This is a genomic window from Actinomadura sp. 1N219 (assembly GCF_044326405.1).
Classification (GTDB): Bacteria; Actinomycetota; Actinomycetes; order Streptosporangiales; family Streptosporangiaceae; genus Spirillospora.
The window spans coordinates 233,299-249,002 of the sequence record NZ_JBIRAY010000010.1 but is presented as its reverse complement, the minus strand read 5'-3'; the positions used below and the strand labels follow the sequence as shown (position 1 = coordinate 249,002).

General features: G+C 69.8%; 15 protein-coding genes. 9 read left to right on the top strand and 6 right to left on the bottom strand.

All coding sequences use genetic code 11. The features are described from left to right. Positions 1 to 56 precede the first annotated feature (56 nt). Positions 57 to 917 (bottom strand): LLM class flavin-dependent oxidoreductase, encoded by an 861-nt coding sequence (locus tag ACH35V_RS28350; protein WP_395976717.1) that lies wholly within the window; start codon positions 915 to 917, stop codon positions 57 to 59. An 11-nt stretch (positions 918 to 928) separates the two neighbouring features. Continuing rightward, the gene (locus ACH35V_RS28345; RefSeq protein WP_395976715.1) at positions 929 to 1,561 is read right to left on the bottom strand and encodes a YitT family protein; all 633 of its coding nucleotides are present in this window, start codon (positions 1,559 to 1,561) and stop codon (positions 929 to 931) included. A 76-nt stretch (positions 1,562 to 1,637) separates the two neighbouring features. Here ACH35V_RS28345 and ACH35V_RS28340 point away from each other — a divergent pair, with 76 nt between their 5' ends. Continuing rightward, the gene (locus ACH35V_RS28340; RefSeq protein ID WP_395976713.1) at positions 1,638 to 2,105 is read left to right on the top strand and encodes a MarR family winged helix-turn-helix transcriptional regulator; all 468 of its coding nucleotides are present in this window, start codon (positions 1,638 to 1,640) and stop codon (positions 2,103 to 2,105) included. A gap of 1,272 nt (positions 2,106 to 3,377) precedes the next feature. Here the strand turns inward: ACH35V_RS28340 and bfr are convergent. The 3 genes from bfr to ACH35V_RS28325 all read right to left on the bottom strand — a co-directional run bounded on the left by bfr (position 3,378) and on the right by ACH35V_RS28325 (position 6,466). Beyond that, the gene (bfr, locus tag ACH35V_RS28335; RefSeq protein WP_395976711.1) at positions 3,378 to 3,875 is read right to left on the bottom strand and encodes a bacterioferritin; all 498 of its coding nucleotides are present in this window, start codon (positions 3,873 to 3,875) and stop codon (positions 3,378 to 3,380) included. Between the two features lie 816 nt (positions 3,876 to 4,691). Then, a complete protein-coding gene (locus tag ACH35V_RS28330) occupies positions 4,692 to 4,916 on the bottom strand; it encodes an AIR synthase-related protein (protein WP_395976709.1) in 225 nt (74 codons plus the stop codon). Between the two features lie 251 nt (positions 4,917 to 5,167). Next, positions 5,168 to 6,466 (bottom strand): lysine N(6)-hydroxylase/L-ornithine N(5)-oxygenase family protein, encoded by a 1,299-nt coding sequence (locus tag ACH35V_RS28325; protein ID WP_395976707.1) that lies wholly within the window; start codon positions 6,464 to 6,466, stop codon positions 5,168 to 5,170. 211 nt (positions 6,467 to 6,677) lie between these two features. Between ACH35V_RS28325 and ACH35V_RS28320 the strand changes: the two genes are divergently transcribed. The 3 genes from ACH35V_RS28320 to ACH35V_RS28310 all read left to right on the top strand — a co-directional run bounded on the left by ACH35V_RS28320 (position 6,678) and on the right by ACH35V_RS28310 (position 9,371). Continuing rightward, the gene (locus ACH35V_RS28320; protein WP_395976705.1) at positions 6,678 to 7,625 is read left to right on the top strand and encodes a methionyl-tRNA formyltransferase; all 948 of its coding nucleotides are present in this window, start codon (positions 6,678 to 6,680) and stop codon (positions 7,623 to 7,625) included. Further along, the gene (locus tag ACH35V_RS28315) at positions 7,622 to 8,878 is read left to right on the top strand and encodes an ArgE/DapE family deacylase (protein ID WP_395976703.1); all 1,257 of its coding nucleotides are present in this window, start codon (positions 7,622 to 7,624) and stop codon (positions 8,876 to 8,878) included. Before ACH35V_RS28320 ends, ACH35V_RS28315 begins: the two co-directional genes overlap by 4 nt. A 310-nt stretch (positions 8,879 to 9,188) precedes the next feature. Beyond that, on the top strand, positions 9,189 to 9,371 hold the full coding sequence (locus ACH35V_RS28310; protein ID WP_395976701.1) for a chorismate-binding protein: 183 nt from the start codon (positions 9,189 to 9,191) through the stop codon (positions 9,369 to 9,371). Between the two features lie 147 nt (positions 9,372 to 9,518). Here the strand turns inward: ACH35V_RS28310 and ACH35V_RS28305 are convergent, their stop codons facing one another. Further along, positions 9,519 to 9,776, bottom strand: a complete 258-nt coding sequence (locus tag ACH35V_RS28305) for a phosphopantetheine-binding protein (RefSeq protein ID WP_395976699.1) — start codon at positions 9,774 to 9,776, stop codon at positions 9,519 to 9,521. Positions 9,777 to 10,419: 643 nt separating this feature from the next. Here ACH35V_RS28305 and ACH35V_RS28300 point away from each other — a divergent pair. The 5 genes from ACH35V_RS28300 (at position 10,420) to ACH35V_RS28280 (ending at position 15,690) form a co-directional block, all read left to right on the top strand. Further along, positions 10,420 to 11,208 carry a 2,3-dihydro-2,3-dihydroxybenzoate dehydrogenase gene (locus tag ACH35V_RS28300; RefSeq protein ID WP_395976697.1) on the top strand — a complete coding sequence of 263 codons (789 nt, stop codon included), beginning with the start codon at positions 10,420 to 10,422 and terminating at the stop codon, positions 11,206 to 11,208. 140 nt (positions 11,209 to 11,348) lie between these two features. Further along, a complete protein-coding gene (locus tag ACH35V_RS28295) occupies positions 11,349 to 12,563 on the top strand; it encodes an isochorismate synthase (RefSeq protein WP_395976695.1) in 1,215 nt (404 codons plus the stop codon). Next, the gene (locus ACH35V_RS28290; RefSeq protein WP_395976693.1) at positions 12,560 to 14,182 is read left to right on the top strand and encodes a (2,3-dihydroxybenzoyl)adenylate synthase; all 1,623 of its coding nucleotides are present in this window, start codon (positions 12,560 to 12,562) and stop codon (positions 14,180 to 14,182) included. Before ACH35V_RS28295 ends, ACH35V_RS28290 begins: the two co-directional genes overlap by 4 nt. 3 nt (positions 14,183 to 14,185) lie before the next feature. Beyond that, positions 14,186 to 14,854, top strand: a complete 669-nt coding sequence (locus tag ACH35V_RS28285; protein WP_395976691.1) for an isochorismatase family protein — start codon at positions 14,186 to 14,188, stop codon at positions 14,852 to 14,854. Further along, positions 14,851 to 15,690 (top strand): siderophore-interacting protein, encoded by an 840-nt coding sequence (locus ACH35V_RS28280; protein ID WP_395976689.1) that lies wholly within the window; start codon positions 14,851 to 14,853, stop codon positions 15,688 to 15,690. Before ACH35V_RS28285 ends, ACH35V_RS28280 begins: the two co-directional genes overlap by 4 nt. Positions 15,691 to 15,704 lie beyond the last annotated feature (14 nt).

Genomic DNA, 15,704 nt, shown 5'->3' with positions numbered 1-15,704 from the left:
TCCCGCACCGGGTGCGCCCCAGCTTGGACGGCGGCGGCTCTTGCGCTCAGGGGAGGTCACGCCGCCGCGCGGACGGCCGGGATGACCTCCTCGGCGAGCCGGTGGACCTGCTCGGCGCGGTCCGGCCCGGTGGGCTTGACGTTCAGGGCGGTGAAGCCCAGCTTCACGCAGGCGGTCAGGCCCTCGGCGACCTGCTCGGGGGTTCCGGTCAGATCCCCGGCTCCCGCGCCGATCCGGACCTCGATGTTGTACGCGAGCACGATGTCGCCGGGATCGCGACCTGCCTCCTCGGCCGCGGCCAGCACCCGGTCGCGCGGGCCGGTGATCGCGTCGGGCGGTACGAGCCCGTACGACGGGATCCAGCCTTCGGCGACCCGGCCGGTGAGCGCCAGCGCGCGGGGGCCGAAGGTGCCGAGCCAGATGGGGATGCGCCGGTCGGGCTTGGGCTCCAGGTCGGCGGCGTCGGTGTGGTAGAGGCGCCCGTCAAAGGAGAACGCCGGCCGTGACCACAGCCCGCGGGTGATCGCGACGGCCTCGTCCAGGCCGTCGATCTTGTCCCGCGGCGAGGGGACCCGCAGCCCGAACGCCCGGAACTCCTCGTCGGAGTACCCGCCGCCCAGCCCGAGGATGAGCCGGCCGCCCGAAAGCCGGTCGAAGGTCTCGGCCATCTTGGCGACCATCGCCGGCGGCCGGTACGGCACGCCGAGCACTCGCGTGGCCACCCGGATCCGCGTGGTGGCCGCGGCGATCCACGCCAGCATCGTCCACGTCTCGAACGACGGGCTGGCGCCGCAGGGGTGGTCCGAGGCGGAGACGAAGTCGAAGCCGAGCCGCTCGGCCTCCGCCGCCTCGCGGACCGGGTCGCTTCCCGGCGCCGCCGATGCCGGCACGTCCAGCCCGAACTTCAGAGCATTCATGAGACTCCCTTTCATCGGACGCCGACCGGCGTCTTCGCGGCCTCGACGGCACGCTCCTCGACGTGCTCCTCGGCGCGCTTCACGGTGAACAGTGGAATGAAGAGCTGTGCCAGGGGGCCGATGGCGGCGGCGTAGAGCACCGTCCCGGCGCCGACGGTGCCGCCCAGCAGCCACCCGGCCGCCAGCACCGACACCTCGACCGACGTACGCGCCCGGCGGATCGACACGCCGCGTCGCGCCAGCCCGGTCATCAGGCCGTCGCGGGGCCCGGGACCGAGGCTCGCGCCGATGTAGAGGCCGGTGGCGATCGCGTTCAGCACGACCCCGGAGATCAGCAGCGCGACCCGCGCCGCGAGATCTCCCGGCTCCGGCAGGAGCACCAGCGCGAGCTGCGCGGCCGGCCCGACGACCAGCACGTTGCTGATGGTGCCGAGGCCCGGCCGCTCCCGCAGCGGGATCCACAGGGCCAGCACCAGCGCTCCCACCACGTTGACCACCAGGCCGATCGGCAGCCCGGTCCGCTCGGCCAGGCCTTGGTGGAGGACGTCCCACGGGGCCAGCCCCAGTCCTGCTTTGAGCAGCAGCGCGATGCTGACCCCGAAGAGGATCAGCCCCGCGTAGAGGTTCACCAGACGAACTCGCATCGCGACCTCCTGGTTGACATGTCAACATCATAGGATGCGTTAGATGACACGTCAACCATCGGGTAGGATGAGCCCCGTGTCCGAACCGCGCTGGCTCACCGAGCCCGAGGACCGCGCCTGGCGGGGCTACCGGCGCATGCGCGCCCTGCTCGACCTGCAGTTCACCCGTGACCTGGCGCGCGACTCAGGGCTGTCCGAGGCCGACTACGACGTCCTGTCCACGCTCTCCGAGACCGAGGGGCACCGGCAGCAGCTCAACGACCTGGCCGCGCAGATCCTGTGGTCCAAGAGCCGGCTCTCCCACCACATCACCCGCATGGAGAACCGCGGCCTGGTGGCCCGCGAGGACGCGCCCGCCGACCGCCGCGGCTGCTTCGTCGTCCTCACCGACACGGGTCTCCGCGCGATCGTCGAGGCCGCACCGCCGCACGTCGAATCCGTCCGCCGGCACTTCATCGACCTGCTCACCGACGACCAGATCGACACTCTCGCGGCCATCACACAGACCGTCGTCACCCACCTCGCCGACCCCGACCGACGGTGACGGCGTCCGGCACTGGGCCGGCCATAAGGATCCAGCGTGCACGCTGCGTTACTCCGCCCCTCCATGCGGGTCAGGTCGCTACGACTGTGCCGGGCAGGCGATCGACGCGCGGATGCGGCGGCCCGGCTCGTCGCCGCCCGGAACTGAGACGGAACCGGAGATCATCCCGCGATCGCCGGTTCGTGCGTGGGAATGGCGGGTTACTTGAGGAGTTGGCAGGCCATGACCATGCGCTGGATCTGGTTGGTGCCCTCGTAGATCTGCGTGATCTTGGAGGGCGAACCCGCAACCCGCGTTTCTCCAGGTCACACCCAAAATGATCCCGTTCTTGGCACGCTTGATCCCGTCATCGATACGCCCGATCCCGCATGATCGTCTCTCAGGCGCGGTGATCGGCTTGGTCGGAGGGCCGGGCGAGCGGGCGGAGAGTTAGGCAGGGGTGCCGCTTCCATTGCGGGTGCGTGGCCAGCGCTGCGGGGCTTCCACCTGCTTGGGAGGCCTGACCCGAGTTTCCTTCCGCATTTTCGAGAGGCTCGCGTCCTCGGTCAGCTACCGAGCGGCGTGGCGGACGGACCTGCGGAGCCCACTAGCCAGGTGGATCTTACTCGGTGATCTTCAGCACCAGCCGTTCTCCAGGGGGGCGGCACGGGTACCCGTGCCGTCGGCGGGGAGGGTCTTGGTCACGATCATGCTCCTTCTTTGATGGGATCCGCTGTGGGGCGGCCGGTAACCGGCGGTCAGTCGTTCGTCCAGCTCAGGCTTCCGGCGCCGCGGCGGGTCTGCACGTGCCCGGCCACGCCGGCCGGGACGGAGGTGGGGGCGGCCGATGTGACGGGCATGTGCGGGATGCCCACGGTCTCGCCACAACTTCATGTCTCCGTCCCCGCACGAGCAGCGGCACCTCCCATATGGGAAGCGACGGGGCGTCGCCGAGGACCGGCACCCGGCCCAGCCGGCTAACGGAACCGCCGACTCCGGTGCTCAGTCGGGCGGCCGGCCGCTTGGTCCGCACGGGGCACCGGGCGAAAGGCACGGGATCGGCAGGACGGTGCGCACCAGGTCGTCCGGGCCTCGCGGCGGTCGCCGTCGTCCTCACAGGCGGGTCGGGTCGACATGGGGTAGGTGGACGTGCACCCGGCCGCCAAGGTCATCCCGCCCCCGGCCTGAAAGCGGGTCAGGTCGGAAACCAAGCTGATCCTCGGCGCCCGGGTGCGAGCGGGGGGACGGCCGCGACACCCGCGTCGGCGCGGGCCCGTCGGTCGTCGCAGGGCTTTAGACGGGCTCGGCGAAGTCCTCTCCAGGCGCGTCGGTGAGGCGCTGCAAGTAGTTGAGCTCGCCGAGGGACTCGACGAGGCCCACTTCGGTCTCCAGGTAGTCGACGTGCTCTTCTTCGTCCGCGAGGATCTCCTCGAAGATCCGGGCGGAGGTGACGTCGCCGCGCTCACGCATCAGCGCGATGCCGGGGCGCAGCCGGGTCACGGTCTCCATCTCCAGGGCCAGGTCATTCCGGAGTTGCTCAGGGACGTCCTGCCCGATCCGCAGTGCGTTGAGTTTCTGGTAGTTCGGAGTTCCCTCCAGGAAAAGGATTCGTTCGGTGATGCGCTCGGCGTGCTCCAGCTCCTCGTGGGCTTCCTTGCGCGAGTGCTTGGCGAGCCGCACGTAGCCCCAGTCCTGCTGCATCTTGGCGTGCAGGAAGAACTGGTTGATCGCCGTCAGTTCCGCTGTGAGCTGCTCGTTGAGCAGCCCGATGATCTGGCTGTCACCTTCCATGTAGCTGACGCTGGCACGGCCGGCAGATCCTCACCAGCCCTGAAATTTCGAGTTGAATATCCGTTCCCGGACGAATTCATTGCATGGACTGCACCATCGGAGGCTTCGGCGTCTTCATCCGAGCCAGAAAAGATGAAGCTGAGATTCTCAACAAGAAGGCCCCAAGATGCGTCGACGGAACAGCGAAGTCTGCATGAAGACACAGGTCATGGCACCGAACGTACGATCGGCCGCGTGACGATCTTCGGCCGACCAGTAGATGGACAATTGCCACATCCCGGTTTCACATCGCGACCGACTTTCTAATGTTCTTGGAAGAAGCAAGCCGCGCACCTGCGGTTCAGAACGTTGTTTGAGGTCACAGCGTTAGGAACTTAGATGATCACGCAAATGGCCACCGTCGCACTATGTGAAAGGATCTCTAAAGCACTCCGATTGCTTAGGGCGACCTTATTTAGGATAGCCTATCCTCGGCAAGGACAGGCTATCCTAAATTGTTTGGAATAATCGATTCGCAAGCTCAATAATGCGATTCGCTTCGGTCTTCGCAAAGAACACAATGCAGATTTATACACGTCTGTCCGCTTGTCGGGATCGCGCCGGTTCGGGGTGCCGGAGTACAGGAATCTGATCCGGCTCGTTCATCGGCCGTACCGAACGGCGCGATGCCCCCGGCACACCATGACCCCGGAACCGATAGCGGGACGAGGGCGTCTCCCCGAACGGTCGGTCACCTGTGGGAGTTGTTCGCCTACGAGCATGTCGACGACGCGGACACCGCCGATGAAAGTCCGCATGTGGACGCGGCCGGGATGCTCATCGGCGAGGCTGCCCATCACACGGGCGGCGAGCGCCTTCGGGGCGGGTGTGCATCGCGTGCAGGACGGCGTCGGCCGCGGTCGGTGCGACGAAGGCGACCAGGCAGCCCTCGTTGGCCACGTGCAGGGGGGCCAGGCCGAGCAGTTCGCAGGCGGCGGTCTCGGCGAGTTCGTTGAGTGCGGAGGCGAGTCCGCCGCGGGTGGGATCGCGCAGTGTGTGCACCTGTCGCCGGTGACGATCGGGACGCCGACGGTGGCCGCAGACGTCTTCGGGCTTCGCTGCCAGGTGACCCCCGACCCGGTCAGCCGCACGTCCTTGGGCATCCCATGGGACGCCAACACGGACGGCCGCACGACAAAGGCACCGCCCCCTAACCCCGGGGCGGCCCCGCCGCACTGCGCCGCGAAGCCCGGCGCGGGGCCGGGCTCTGCAGGCACAACGCTTGACCCGGACGGCGGAGGTTCGTCGACAGGTCAGCGGACGGCGTAGGGGTTCCGGTCGAGGGAACCGAGGCGTTCGCCGATCGAATCGGCGATCTCACCGGCGCGGACGGCGGTGTTGGACAGCAGCGTGGAGCCGATGCCGTGCGTGTGCTCGGTGGCGCCCTGCAGGTAGATGCCGCAGCTCATCGCCCCGCTGGTGGCGATGCGGTAGTCACGCTCCACGCGCACGGCGCCGTCGGTGTGTCGCAAGCAGTACTCTCCCACCCCGCCGAGAAGGTTCAGCGGGTTGCACGGCCGGTAGCCGGTCGCGTAGACGAGGACGTCGGCGTCCAGCGTGGTGCGTTCGCCGGTCGGCAGGAACTCCACCGTGGACCGCACCCCCGCGCCATCGGACGCGACGTCGACGATCCGCGAGGCGTTGAGGATGCGCAGCCGCTCCTCGCCCGCCACTTTCTCCTGGTAGTGCCGCCGGTAGAGCTCGTCGATGAGCTCCAGATCGACCACCGAGTAGTTGGTGGATTGGTGGTAGTCCATCAGCATCCGTTTGACCTCGTCGGACGCCGCGTAGAAGTGGTCGACCGCCTCCGGGTCGAAGACACGGTTGGCGAACGAGCTGTCGTCGGCGGGCGTGTAGCCGTACTTGGTGAAGACCGCGCAGACCTCGGCGTCGGCGTAAGTGCGGTGCAGGTAGTCGGTGGCCTCGGCGGCGCTCTGACCAGCGCCCACCACCAGCAGCCGCCGCGGGTCGCGCAGGCCGGTCACGCGGTCGAGCAGTTCCTCGGTGTGCCAGATCCGCTCGCTCTCGGCGGTCCCGTCGGGCAGGACCGGCTCCAGCCCCGCGGCGATCACCAGGTTCCGAGCGCGCCGCGTGGTCAGCTCGTCGGAGCAGCCGCCCTGCCGCACCACGACGTCGACGTACTCGACGGCGCCGTCGACGACGACCGGGGTCACGCCGACGACCTCCGAGCCGTACTCGACCTGCTCGTCGAATGCGACTGCGGCCCATTCCAGGTAATCGTGGAATTCCGCCCGCGAGGGGAACATCGTCTTGTGGTTGATGAAGTCGGCCATCCGACCACGGTCGTGCAGGTAGCTGAGAAAGCCGAAGCCGCTCGCCGGGTTGCGCATCGTGACCAGATCCTTCAGGAAGGACACCTGCATGGTCGTGCCCTCGATGAGCATTCCGCGGTGCCAGCCGAACGCCGGTTGCTTCTCGAGGAACACCGCGTCCACCGCATCGCCGGTCTGCGCCCGCCGTTCCCGCAGCGCGATGGCCAGGGCGAGGTTGGACGGACCGAAGCCGATGCCGATGAGATCGTAAACGTGCATGTCCGAGGGGGGCATGGAAGAGCCTTTCCAGGGGGCGGACAGCTTTGGTCGGGAGTCGTGGGTTCCGGGCAGGGCGAAACCGATGTACGCGACGCGTCCTGGCCCATCGCGCACATCTCTAGGCTTCCCACAGTGCGACATTTCGATTAGGTTAGGCTCACCTAACGGAGGTGAGCCTAACCTCCACTGAATGTCCGCACAAGGAGGCCGCATGCGGGTCGTGATGTTCGGCTACCAGACATGGGGACACCGGACCCTCCAGGCGCTGCTGGAGTCCGGACACGAGGTCTTACTTGTCGTGACGCACCCAAAGAGCGACCACGCCTACGAGAAGATCTGGGACGACTCGGTCGCCGACCTGGCCGCCCAGCACGGCGTGCCCGTACTGCTGCGCAACCGTCCCGACGACGAAGAACTGATGGGCCGGCTCAAAGCCGCCGACCCCGACCTCATCGTCGCCAACAATTGGCGGACCTGGATCCCGCCACAGATCTTCAACCTTCCAGCGCGCGGGACCCTCAACATCCACGACTCGCTGCTCCCCGCCTATGCAGGCTTCTCCCCGATCGTCTGGGCGCTCATCAACGGCGAGAAGGAGGTCGGGGTCACCGCGCACATGATGAACGACGAACTGGACGCCGGCGACATCGTCGTCCAGCGCGCGGTCCCGGTCGGCCCCACCGACACCGCCACCGACCTGTTCCACCGCACCGTCGACCTGCTCGGTCCGATCGTCACCGAAGCGCTCGACCTGCTCGCCTCCGGTCGTACCGACTTCACCCCGCAGGACCGAACCAGGGCCAGCTTCTTCCACAAACGCTCGATCGAGGACAGCCGCATCGACTGGGCCTGGCCCGCCGAAGACACCGAACGCCTGGTCCGCGCGCAGTCCGACCCCTACCCCAACGCCTTCACCCACTACAAGGGGCAGCGCGTCCGAGTGCTGAAGGCATCAGTCTCCAAGGGCGTCTACGGAGGCACGCCGGGACGTGTCTTCATTCGCGAAGGCGACGGCGTGGTGATCGTCGCCGGCGCGGACGCTCACCGCGGACGCAACCACGGCCTCGTCATCGAGAGAGTCCGCACCGACGACGACATCGACCTGCCCGCCACCGAGTTCTTCCAGACGATGGGCGGCTACCTCACGGACCACCCGTGACCATCGCCACCGGCGTCACGCGAGATGATGTCGCGGGCATGGCCGAACTTCTCGCAGAGTTGGTCCGCATCCCCAGCATCGGCGGCTCAGCCGCGGAAGCACAGATCCAGGACCGACTCGCGACGTGGCTGCGAGCCGAGGGCCTGGAAGTCGACCACTGGCCCATCCCCCTGAACCAGGTCACCGCCGAGACCGACTTCCCCGGCATGGAGGTCGCGAGAACCCGGGCCTGGGGGCTCGTCGGCCGCCTGCCCGGCACCGGTGGCGGCCCCTCCCTCATGCTGAACTGCCACGTCGATGTCGTCCCGGCCGGTGACCCGTCCGCCTGGAGCGACGACCCTTTCAGCGGCCGCATCAACGGCGACCTGCTGTACGGACGCGGCGCCTGCGACATGAAGGGCGGCCTGGTCGCCTCGCTGTTCGCGATGCGCGCGCTGCGCCGTCGGCGGCTACGCGGTGACGTCCTGATCGCCTGTGTGCCCGGTGAGGAGGACGGTGGCATGGGAACCTATGCCCTCCTCAAGCGTGGCTGGCGGGCTGACGCCTGTGTCATCCCTGAACCCACCGGGCTGGACGTCGTCCCCGCGAACGCGGGCTCGCTGACTTTCCGCCTCCGGATACGCGGTCGCGCAGCCCACGCCGCCCGGCGTTACGACGGGGTAAGTGCAATAGAGAAATTCTTGCCGCTCTTCGCCGCGCTGCGAGCGCTGGAACGCCGCCGAAACACGAGCGTCGACACTCTGATGGAACGGTGGGACCTCCCATACGCGATCGAGATCGGAACCGTCCACGCGGGTGACTGGTCGTCCACGGTCCCCGGGGACTTGATCGCCGAGGGCCGCATCGGCGTCGCCCTGGGCGAGCCCGAGCAGGCCGCACGGCGAGCGCTGGAGCAAACGGTGGCCAACGTCTGCGCCTCCGACGAATGGCTGCGCCGCCATCCTGTGGAGGTCGAGTGGTGGGGCGGCCGGTTCGCCTCCGGGCGCCTTCCCCCCGCGGACGGCGACCTGCTGAACCGGCTCACCGAGGCACACGCCGCCGTCACCGGCGCCACTCCGGCCGTCTGGGGCGCCCCATACGGCAGCGACCTACGCCTTCTCACCGGTCTCGGCCGTATTCCAACAGTCCAGTACGGCCCAGGTGACATCGCCCGCATGCACACCCCCGACGAGTGCGTGGCCCTCTCCGAGGTCGCCACCACCACCCGGACCCTCATCGCACTCGCCCAGTCCCACTGCCGAGGGTGGAACTGACACGTCGCCATAGCCAGCCGCGGCCAAGCACGATCGTCTCGACAGCAGCTGCGTTGCGCCCCCGAGTCGCTCACGGAACGGACGAGCATTTGAGCAGCGTAAGGCAGGCGTCTCATGGCATCGACCCGCTAGACGGGTACAGGCCGGGCCATTCGTTCTACTTTCGCTCGCCCCGGCACACTCTGCTCGCTCAGGGCGTGCTGGAGACACTACCGAGCTGCAACGCCCGCGACCCCGCAACCATGCTGATGCGGATGCGCACCACGCTGGATCGGGTGGCCGACGACCACCCGCGACCGATTCTGGTGACGTGGTCGATGCGGTCGCGGGCGAGCTGAGTCCCTACTGCGCGGAGCTGACCATTCAGGACAGGCCTGCATTGGCGAAGACCGCTACGAGGTGGCACCTCGGCACACAGATAACCGGGAGGCTCGCCTCCCCCGAAATCTCCTCCTTGCACCTGTTCGCCGCGCTGCATCCGAGCCTGAATTGAGAACCCATGACGTTTCGCCGTAGACGCAGGGTTGGGCACGGGGACGGTGCAAGCGCTGCTTCCGCCGGTGACGCGTCTACGGGGACGGTCTCAGCAGCACCACCCGGTGGCCTCGACTAGCGGCCGGCGTGGCCGTGATCTGGGCACTCATCCCGCCGCCGTTTTTCGCCCGATCATCTCGATCCAGCTGGCCAGCGTCGGCGCTTCGGCGAGCTCCAGGGGCGTGATCTCGGCGCCCTCTTCACGCCACCGCTCGACCAGGCTCATGATGCGGATCGAGTCCAGGCCGTGGTCCAGCAGGTTGGCCGAGGAATCGATGTTCTCGGGTGCTTCGCCGAGCAGTTTCGCGACGTCTGCGCGCAGCCGATCCGCGTCCAATGCCGATCCTGCCTTATCCTCGGCCATGCGGCCTCCCAATCAGTCTGATGTGGACAATGCGGCGGCCGGTGCTCAACCGCCGACCGCGAAAGCCGTGTGCGGCGGCGCGTTCGACGAACATGTCCGAGACCATGCCGGGATTCTGCGATTTCACGTGCTCGGCCGGGTTCATCATCGGCTCGGTGCCTTGATGCCATGTCTTCAGTCGTCTTCGACGTGTGCACGGCAACGGATTTGCCATCTATGCCGATTTGGGAGGCGAGCTGCGCGACATGAGATGATGTTAGGTTAGCCTAACTTTTCTATCAAGAGGGAAAAGTGGTCACCGCCCTTGCCGTTCTGTCGTCTCGGGCGATCCGCATTATCTCGGCGGCGAAGGCGTCCTCGGCGATGAACGCGTCGCCGACGAGGTCAACCCGTGGCGGCGCGGGTTCGCCTGCACGGTGACCAACGCCCCGCTCGATCTGGGCGCCGGCTCCCCGAACTGGCCGGGCTCTGATGATGCCCAGCTCGGGCGCCACTGGCGCCCATCCACCGTGGCCACCTTCGCATCAGGGCGGGCGTGGCGCGGTTTGGGGTGCGTCGTCCGATTGGGCCGGATTAGGTCTGTACGCCCGCTTGAGGTCTCGCTACGTTAGGCGAGCCTAACCTAATTAATGAGGAGAATCGAGTGGCGCTGCCAGAGAGCTGGCCAGGCGTGGCCGGGAAGAACGCGCTGGTCACGGGCGCGGGCCGTGGCATCGGTGCCGCTGTGGCAAGGGCGTTAGCCGACGCCGGTGCCACCGTGGCCGCCGTCGACGTCGACACCGAGGGCTTGACCCGGCTGGCCGCCCGGTGCGCCGATCGGGTGATGCCGTTCCCCGCCGATGTAACGGATGTGGCGGCGGTCGACGCGACGATCGCAGCGGCCGAGGATCGGCTGGGCCCGGTGGACATCGGTGTGTCGGTCGCCGGGATCCTGCGCCCGGCGACGGTCTGCGAGACCTCTGACGAGGACTGGGCGGCGACCTTCGCGGTGAACGTCACCGGCGTGTTCACGGTGCTGCGGGAACTGGCCCGGCGGATGACCGGGCGACGGCGCGGCGCGCTGGTCACCGTCGGCTCCAACGCGGCGGGCGTACCCCGTACCGGGATGGCCGCCTACGCCGCGTCCAAGGCGGCGGCGACCATGCTGACCCGGTGCCTGGGGCTCGAAGTGGCCGGTGCGGGTGTGCGCTGCAACGCGGTCTCCCCAGGATCCACCGACACCGCCATGATGCGCCTGCTGTGGACGGACGAGGACGCGGAGAGCCGGGTGCTGCACGGCGACCCGGACAGATTCCGGGTGGGCATCCCGCTCGGCCGGGTCGCCGAACCGGCGGACATCGCGGACGCGGTGCTGTTCCTGGCCTCCGACCACGCCCGGCACATCACCATGCAGAACATCTACGTCGACGGCGGCGCCACTCTGCGGGCGTGACCGCAAGCTCCCACTAATCGCCAAGCTCCCACTAACCGTCAAGCTCCCACTAACCGTCAAGCTCCCACTGATCGTCAAGCTCCCACTGATCGCGTCGATTTTAGGTCCGCCAGCCTGAAATCGACGGAAAGGAACCTCCTGTGTCGGTATCCGCGCTGACGCGCCCCCGCCCCGTGTACCGCGCCGCCGACCTGCTGGCCGCGTATCTCCCCGGCTCGTACTACTTCTCTTCGACTCGTGGCACCCTCCTCGCCGACGGGGTGGACGCCGTGGTCGGCGGCGCCCCCGGGAACCGGGCGACCGCGGCCGCGGCGGCACTCGCCGAGGTGGCGGCCGTCGGCGGGGCGGCGGCCGTCGGCGGGGCGGCGGGTCCGGTGGTGATCGGCGCGCTCGGGTTCCGCCCGGAGGCGTCGGCCACACTGGTCGTCCCGTCAGTGGTGCGGCGCGCGGGCGCGCCCGTCGGCGCTCCGGTGCCCGACGCGCCCGCGCGGCGCTGGTCGATCAGGCCCCGGCCGGAGCCCGGCTGCTACACCGACGCCGTGCGCCGTGCGCTGGCGTTAATAGACGGCGGCGAGCTGAGCAAGGTGGTGCTGGCCCGCGGCCTCGAACTGGCCGCGGACGGACCGGTCTCGGTGCCCGCGCTGCTGACCCGCCTGGTGCGCGCGGACCCCGCCGCGCACGCGTTCGCCATCGACGTCAGCGCGCCCGGCGACCCCGCGCCGCGCACCCTGGTCGGCGCGAGCCCCGAACTGCTGGTGTCCCGGCGCGGTGACCAGGTCGTGGCCAACCCGCTCGCCGGGTCACTGCCCCGGTGCGCCGACGACGCGGAGAACCGGCGGCGCGTCGCCGCCCTGCTGGCGTCCGAGAAGGAAAGAGCGGAACACGCGCACACGGCGGCCGGGGTCGCCGACGTGCTCGGCCGGTTCTGCGTGGACCTGGACGTGCCCGCCGAGCCGTCGGTCATCGGGACACCGACCATGTGGCATCTGTCCACGAAGATCACCGGTACGCTCGCGGCCCCCGCCGCCCCCACCTCCTCCGCGCTGGGCCTGGCCGAGGCGCTGCATCCGACCCCCGCGGTCTGCGGGGTGCCGCCGGCCGCGGCGCGGGACGCCATCGCGGCGCTGGAACCGGCGGACCGCGGCTACTACGCGGGACTGGTCGGCTGGACCGACACCTCCGGGGACGGGGAGTGGGTCGTCACCATCCGCAGCGCCGAGGTGTCCGAGCGGATCGTGCGGCTGCACGCGGGCGCGGGCATCGTCTCCGGCTCCGACCCGGACAGGGAGCTCGACGAGACGACGGCGAAGTTCCAGACCCTGCTGCGGGCGCTCGGAGAGGGGACGCCCTCGTGAGCGCGGACGTCGTCGCGTGGCCGCCGGAGACCGCCGCCCGCTACCGCGCGGCCGGCCACTGGCGCGGCCAGACCTTCGGAGCGCTGCTCACCGCGCTGGCGGCGGCCCATGCCGAGCGGACGGCGGTGGTCGGCGGCGAGACCCGGTGGACCTACGCCGAACTGGACGAACGCGCACACCGCATCGCCGCGGGCCTCGCCGAGTCCGGGGTCCGGGCAGGGGACCGCGTCCTGGTGCAACTGCCGAACGTGCCGGAGTTCCTGCCCGTGGTGTTCGGGCTGTGGCGGCTGGGCGCGTGGCCGGTGTTCGCGTTACCCGCGCACCGCGACAGCGAACTGCGGCACATTGCCGGACAGGCGGAGGCGGTCGCGGTGATCACGGTCGGCGAGCACGAGCGGCACGACCACGCGGCCACCGCGCGCGCGGTGGCCGGAGCGGTGCCGTCGCTGCGGGCGGTTCACGTGGTCGGCTCGGCGGAGTTCGGCGACCTGTCCGCCGCGCGGCCCCGCGAGCTGCCCGACCCGGACCCGGCCGGAGTGGCGTTCCTGCAACTGTCCGGGGGCACCACCGGCCTGCCGAAGCTGATCCCGCGCACTCACGACGACTACCTCTACAGCGTGCGGGAAAGCATGCGGATCTGCGCGCTGGCCCCGGACAGCGTGTACCTCGCCGCGTTGCCGGCCGCGCACAACTACCCGCTCAGCTCGCCGGGGGTGCTCGGAGCGCTGCACGCCGGCGCCAAGGTCGTGCTGGCACCGCGTCCGGACGCCGACACCGTGTTCCCGTTGATCGAGGCGGAACGGGTGACGATCACCGGCGTGGTGCCGCCGCTGGCCGCGGCCTGGGTGCAGGCGGCGGGACGCACCGGCTGCGACCTGTCCTCCTTGGACGTGCTGCTGGTCGGCGGCGCCAAGTGCGGGCGGGAGCTGGCCGAACGGATCGGGCCCGCGCTGGGCTGCCGGTTGCAGCAGGTGTTCGGCATGGCCGAAGGGCTGGTCTGCTACACCCGCCTGGACGACCCGGACGAGATCGTGCTGGGCACCCAGGGCCGGCCGATATCGCCCGACGACGAGATCCGCGTGGTCGACCCGGACGACCCGCTGGCCGCGTCCACCGACGTGGTGCCCGACGGCGCGGTCGGCGCGCTGCTCACCAGGGGCCCGTACACCATCCGCGGCTACTACCGCGCGGGCGGGCACAACGAGGTCGCGTTCACCCCGGACGGCTTCTACCGCACCGGGGACCTGGTGCGGCGCACCGCGACCGGGCACCTGGAAGTGGTCGGCCGGGTCAAGGAGCAGATCAACCGGGGCGGTGAGAAGGTCGCCGCCGAAGAGGTGGAGAACCACCTGATGGCGCATCCGGACGTCCTCGACGCGGCCGTCGTCGCGGTCCCCGACGCCTACCTCGGTGAGCGCACCTGCGCCTACGTGGTGCCCGCGGACGGTGCGGCGCCGACCGGGGTTCAGCTGCGCAAGTTCGTGCGCGAGCGCGGGGTGGCCGCGTTCAAGGTGCCCGACCTGGTGCGCGTGGTGGACGCGTTCCCGGTCACCGGGGTCGGCAAGACCAGCAAGCGGGATCTGCGGGCGGCGCTGGCCGCCCAGGAGAAGGAAGGGTGACCGATGTCCTTGCCGAAGATCGCACCGTATCCGCTGCCGGCGGCGGCCGAACTGCCCACCGGCCGGGTGCGCTGGCCACTTGAGCCGGCGCGGGCGGCTCTGCTGGTCCACGATGCCCAGCGCTACTTCCTTGCTCCCTTTGCCGGGTCGCCGATCCCCGAACTGACGGCCAATACCGCACGCCTGCTCGCCGCGGCGCGCGTGGCCGGGGTGCCGGTGTTCTACACCGCGCAGCCGGGCCGCCAGGCCGACGCCGACCGCGGGTTGCTCACCGAGTTCTGGGGACCGGGCATCGGCGCCGTCATCGACGACGACCCGCGCGCCGCCGACATCGTGACCGACCTCGTACCGGAACCCGTGGACACGGTGCTGGTGAAGTGGCGCTACAGCGCGTTCCAGCGCAGCACGTTCCACGAAGCCCTTACCGCGCGGGGGCGCGATCAGCTGCTGATCACCGGCGTGTACGCGCACATCGGCTGCCAGGCCACGGCCGTCGAGGCGTTCATGCGCGACATACGCGCCTTCTTCGTCGCCGACGCGGTCGCCGACTTCTCCCGCGCCTGGCACGACAGGGCCTGCGAGTACGTGGCGCAGCGCTGCGGCGTGGTCACCACCACCGCCGACGTGCTCTCCGCACTGTCCGTGCCCGCCCGGGCGGGGGTGAACCAGTGACCGGGCACCTGGCCAGGATCGCCGAGGTGCGGGCGGGCACCGTGCCCGCGAAGGTCCGCTACCCGATCCGCGTCTGCGCGGCCGAGGTGCTTCGCACCGGCATGGTCGGTGCGGGCCTGGTGCGGGTCACGCTGGGCGGGCCCGGCGTCGACGGGTTCGAGTCGCACGCGCCGGACGAGCACGTCAAACTGATCTTCCCTGAGGACGACGGCAGCCTGCGGCTGCCCGAGCCCGACGGCGACCTGCTGCGCTGGCCGCGGCCGGCGCCGACGTCACGCGAGTACACGGTGCGCCGCTACGACCCGGTCGGCCGGGAACTCGACATCGACATCGCGCTGCACGGCGCCGGAGGCACCGAAGGGCTCGGCGCCGCGTGGGCGCGGGCGGTGCGCCCGGGTGAGATCGTCCACGTCGCGGGCCCGCCCGGCGGCCTGATCGTGCCGCCCTACGACCGCTACCTGCTCGGCGGCGACATCACCGCGCTGCCCGCGATCGCGCGGCGGGTGGAGGAACTGCCCCGTACGGCCCGCGGCTGGGCGTTCATCGAGGTCGCCGACGCCCGGGAGGAGATCGGGCTGGACCCGCCGGAAGGGGTCGAGGTGTGCTGGCTGCATCGCGGCGCCGCCGCGCCCGGCACCATCGGCCTGCTCGCCGACGCGGTGCGGCGGGCCGAGGTCCCGCCGGACGAACGGGTGTACGTGTGGCTCGCCGGTGAAGCCGGGGTGCTCAAGCCGCTGCGCCGCTGGGTCCGCGACGAACTGCGGCTGGCCAGGGCCGACTACGACATCACGGGCTACTGGAAGCGCGGCGTCGCCGACTTCGACGAGGACCCATGAGCACGAACCCCGCC

Excerpts from the sequence above, each read along its gene's own strand:
- ACH35V_RS28345 (WP_395976715.1), bottom strand. The coding sequence starts at position 1,561 with ATGCGAGTTCGTCTGGTGAACCTCTACGCGGGGCTGATCCTCTTCGGG.
- ACH35V_RS28350 (WP_395976717.1), bottom strand. The coding sequence starts at position 917 with ATGAATGCTCTGAAGTTCGGGCTGGACGTGCCGGCATCGGCGGCGCCG.
- bfr (WP_395976711.1), bottom strand. The coding sequence starts at position 3,875 with ATGGAAGGTGACAGCCAGATCATCGGGCTGCTCAACGAGCAGCTCACA.
- ACH35V_RS28325 (WP_395976707.1), bottom strand. The coding sequence starts at position 6,466 with ATGCACGTTTACGATCTCATCGGCATCGGCTTCGGTCCGTCCAACCTC.
- ACH35V_RS28305 (WP_395976699.1), bottom strand. The coding sequence starts at position 9,776 with ATGGCCGAGGATAAGGCAGGATCGGCATTGGACGCGGATCGGCTGCGC.
- ACH35V_RS28320 (WP_395976705.1), top strand. The coding sequence starts at position 6,678 with ATGCGGGTCGTGATGTTCGGCTACCAGACATGGGGACACCGGACCCTC.
- ACH35V_RS28285 (WP_395976691.1), top strand. The coding sequence starts at position 14,186 with ATGTCCTTGCCGAAGATCGCACCGTATCCGCTGCCGGCGGCGGCCGAA.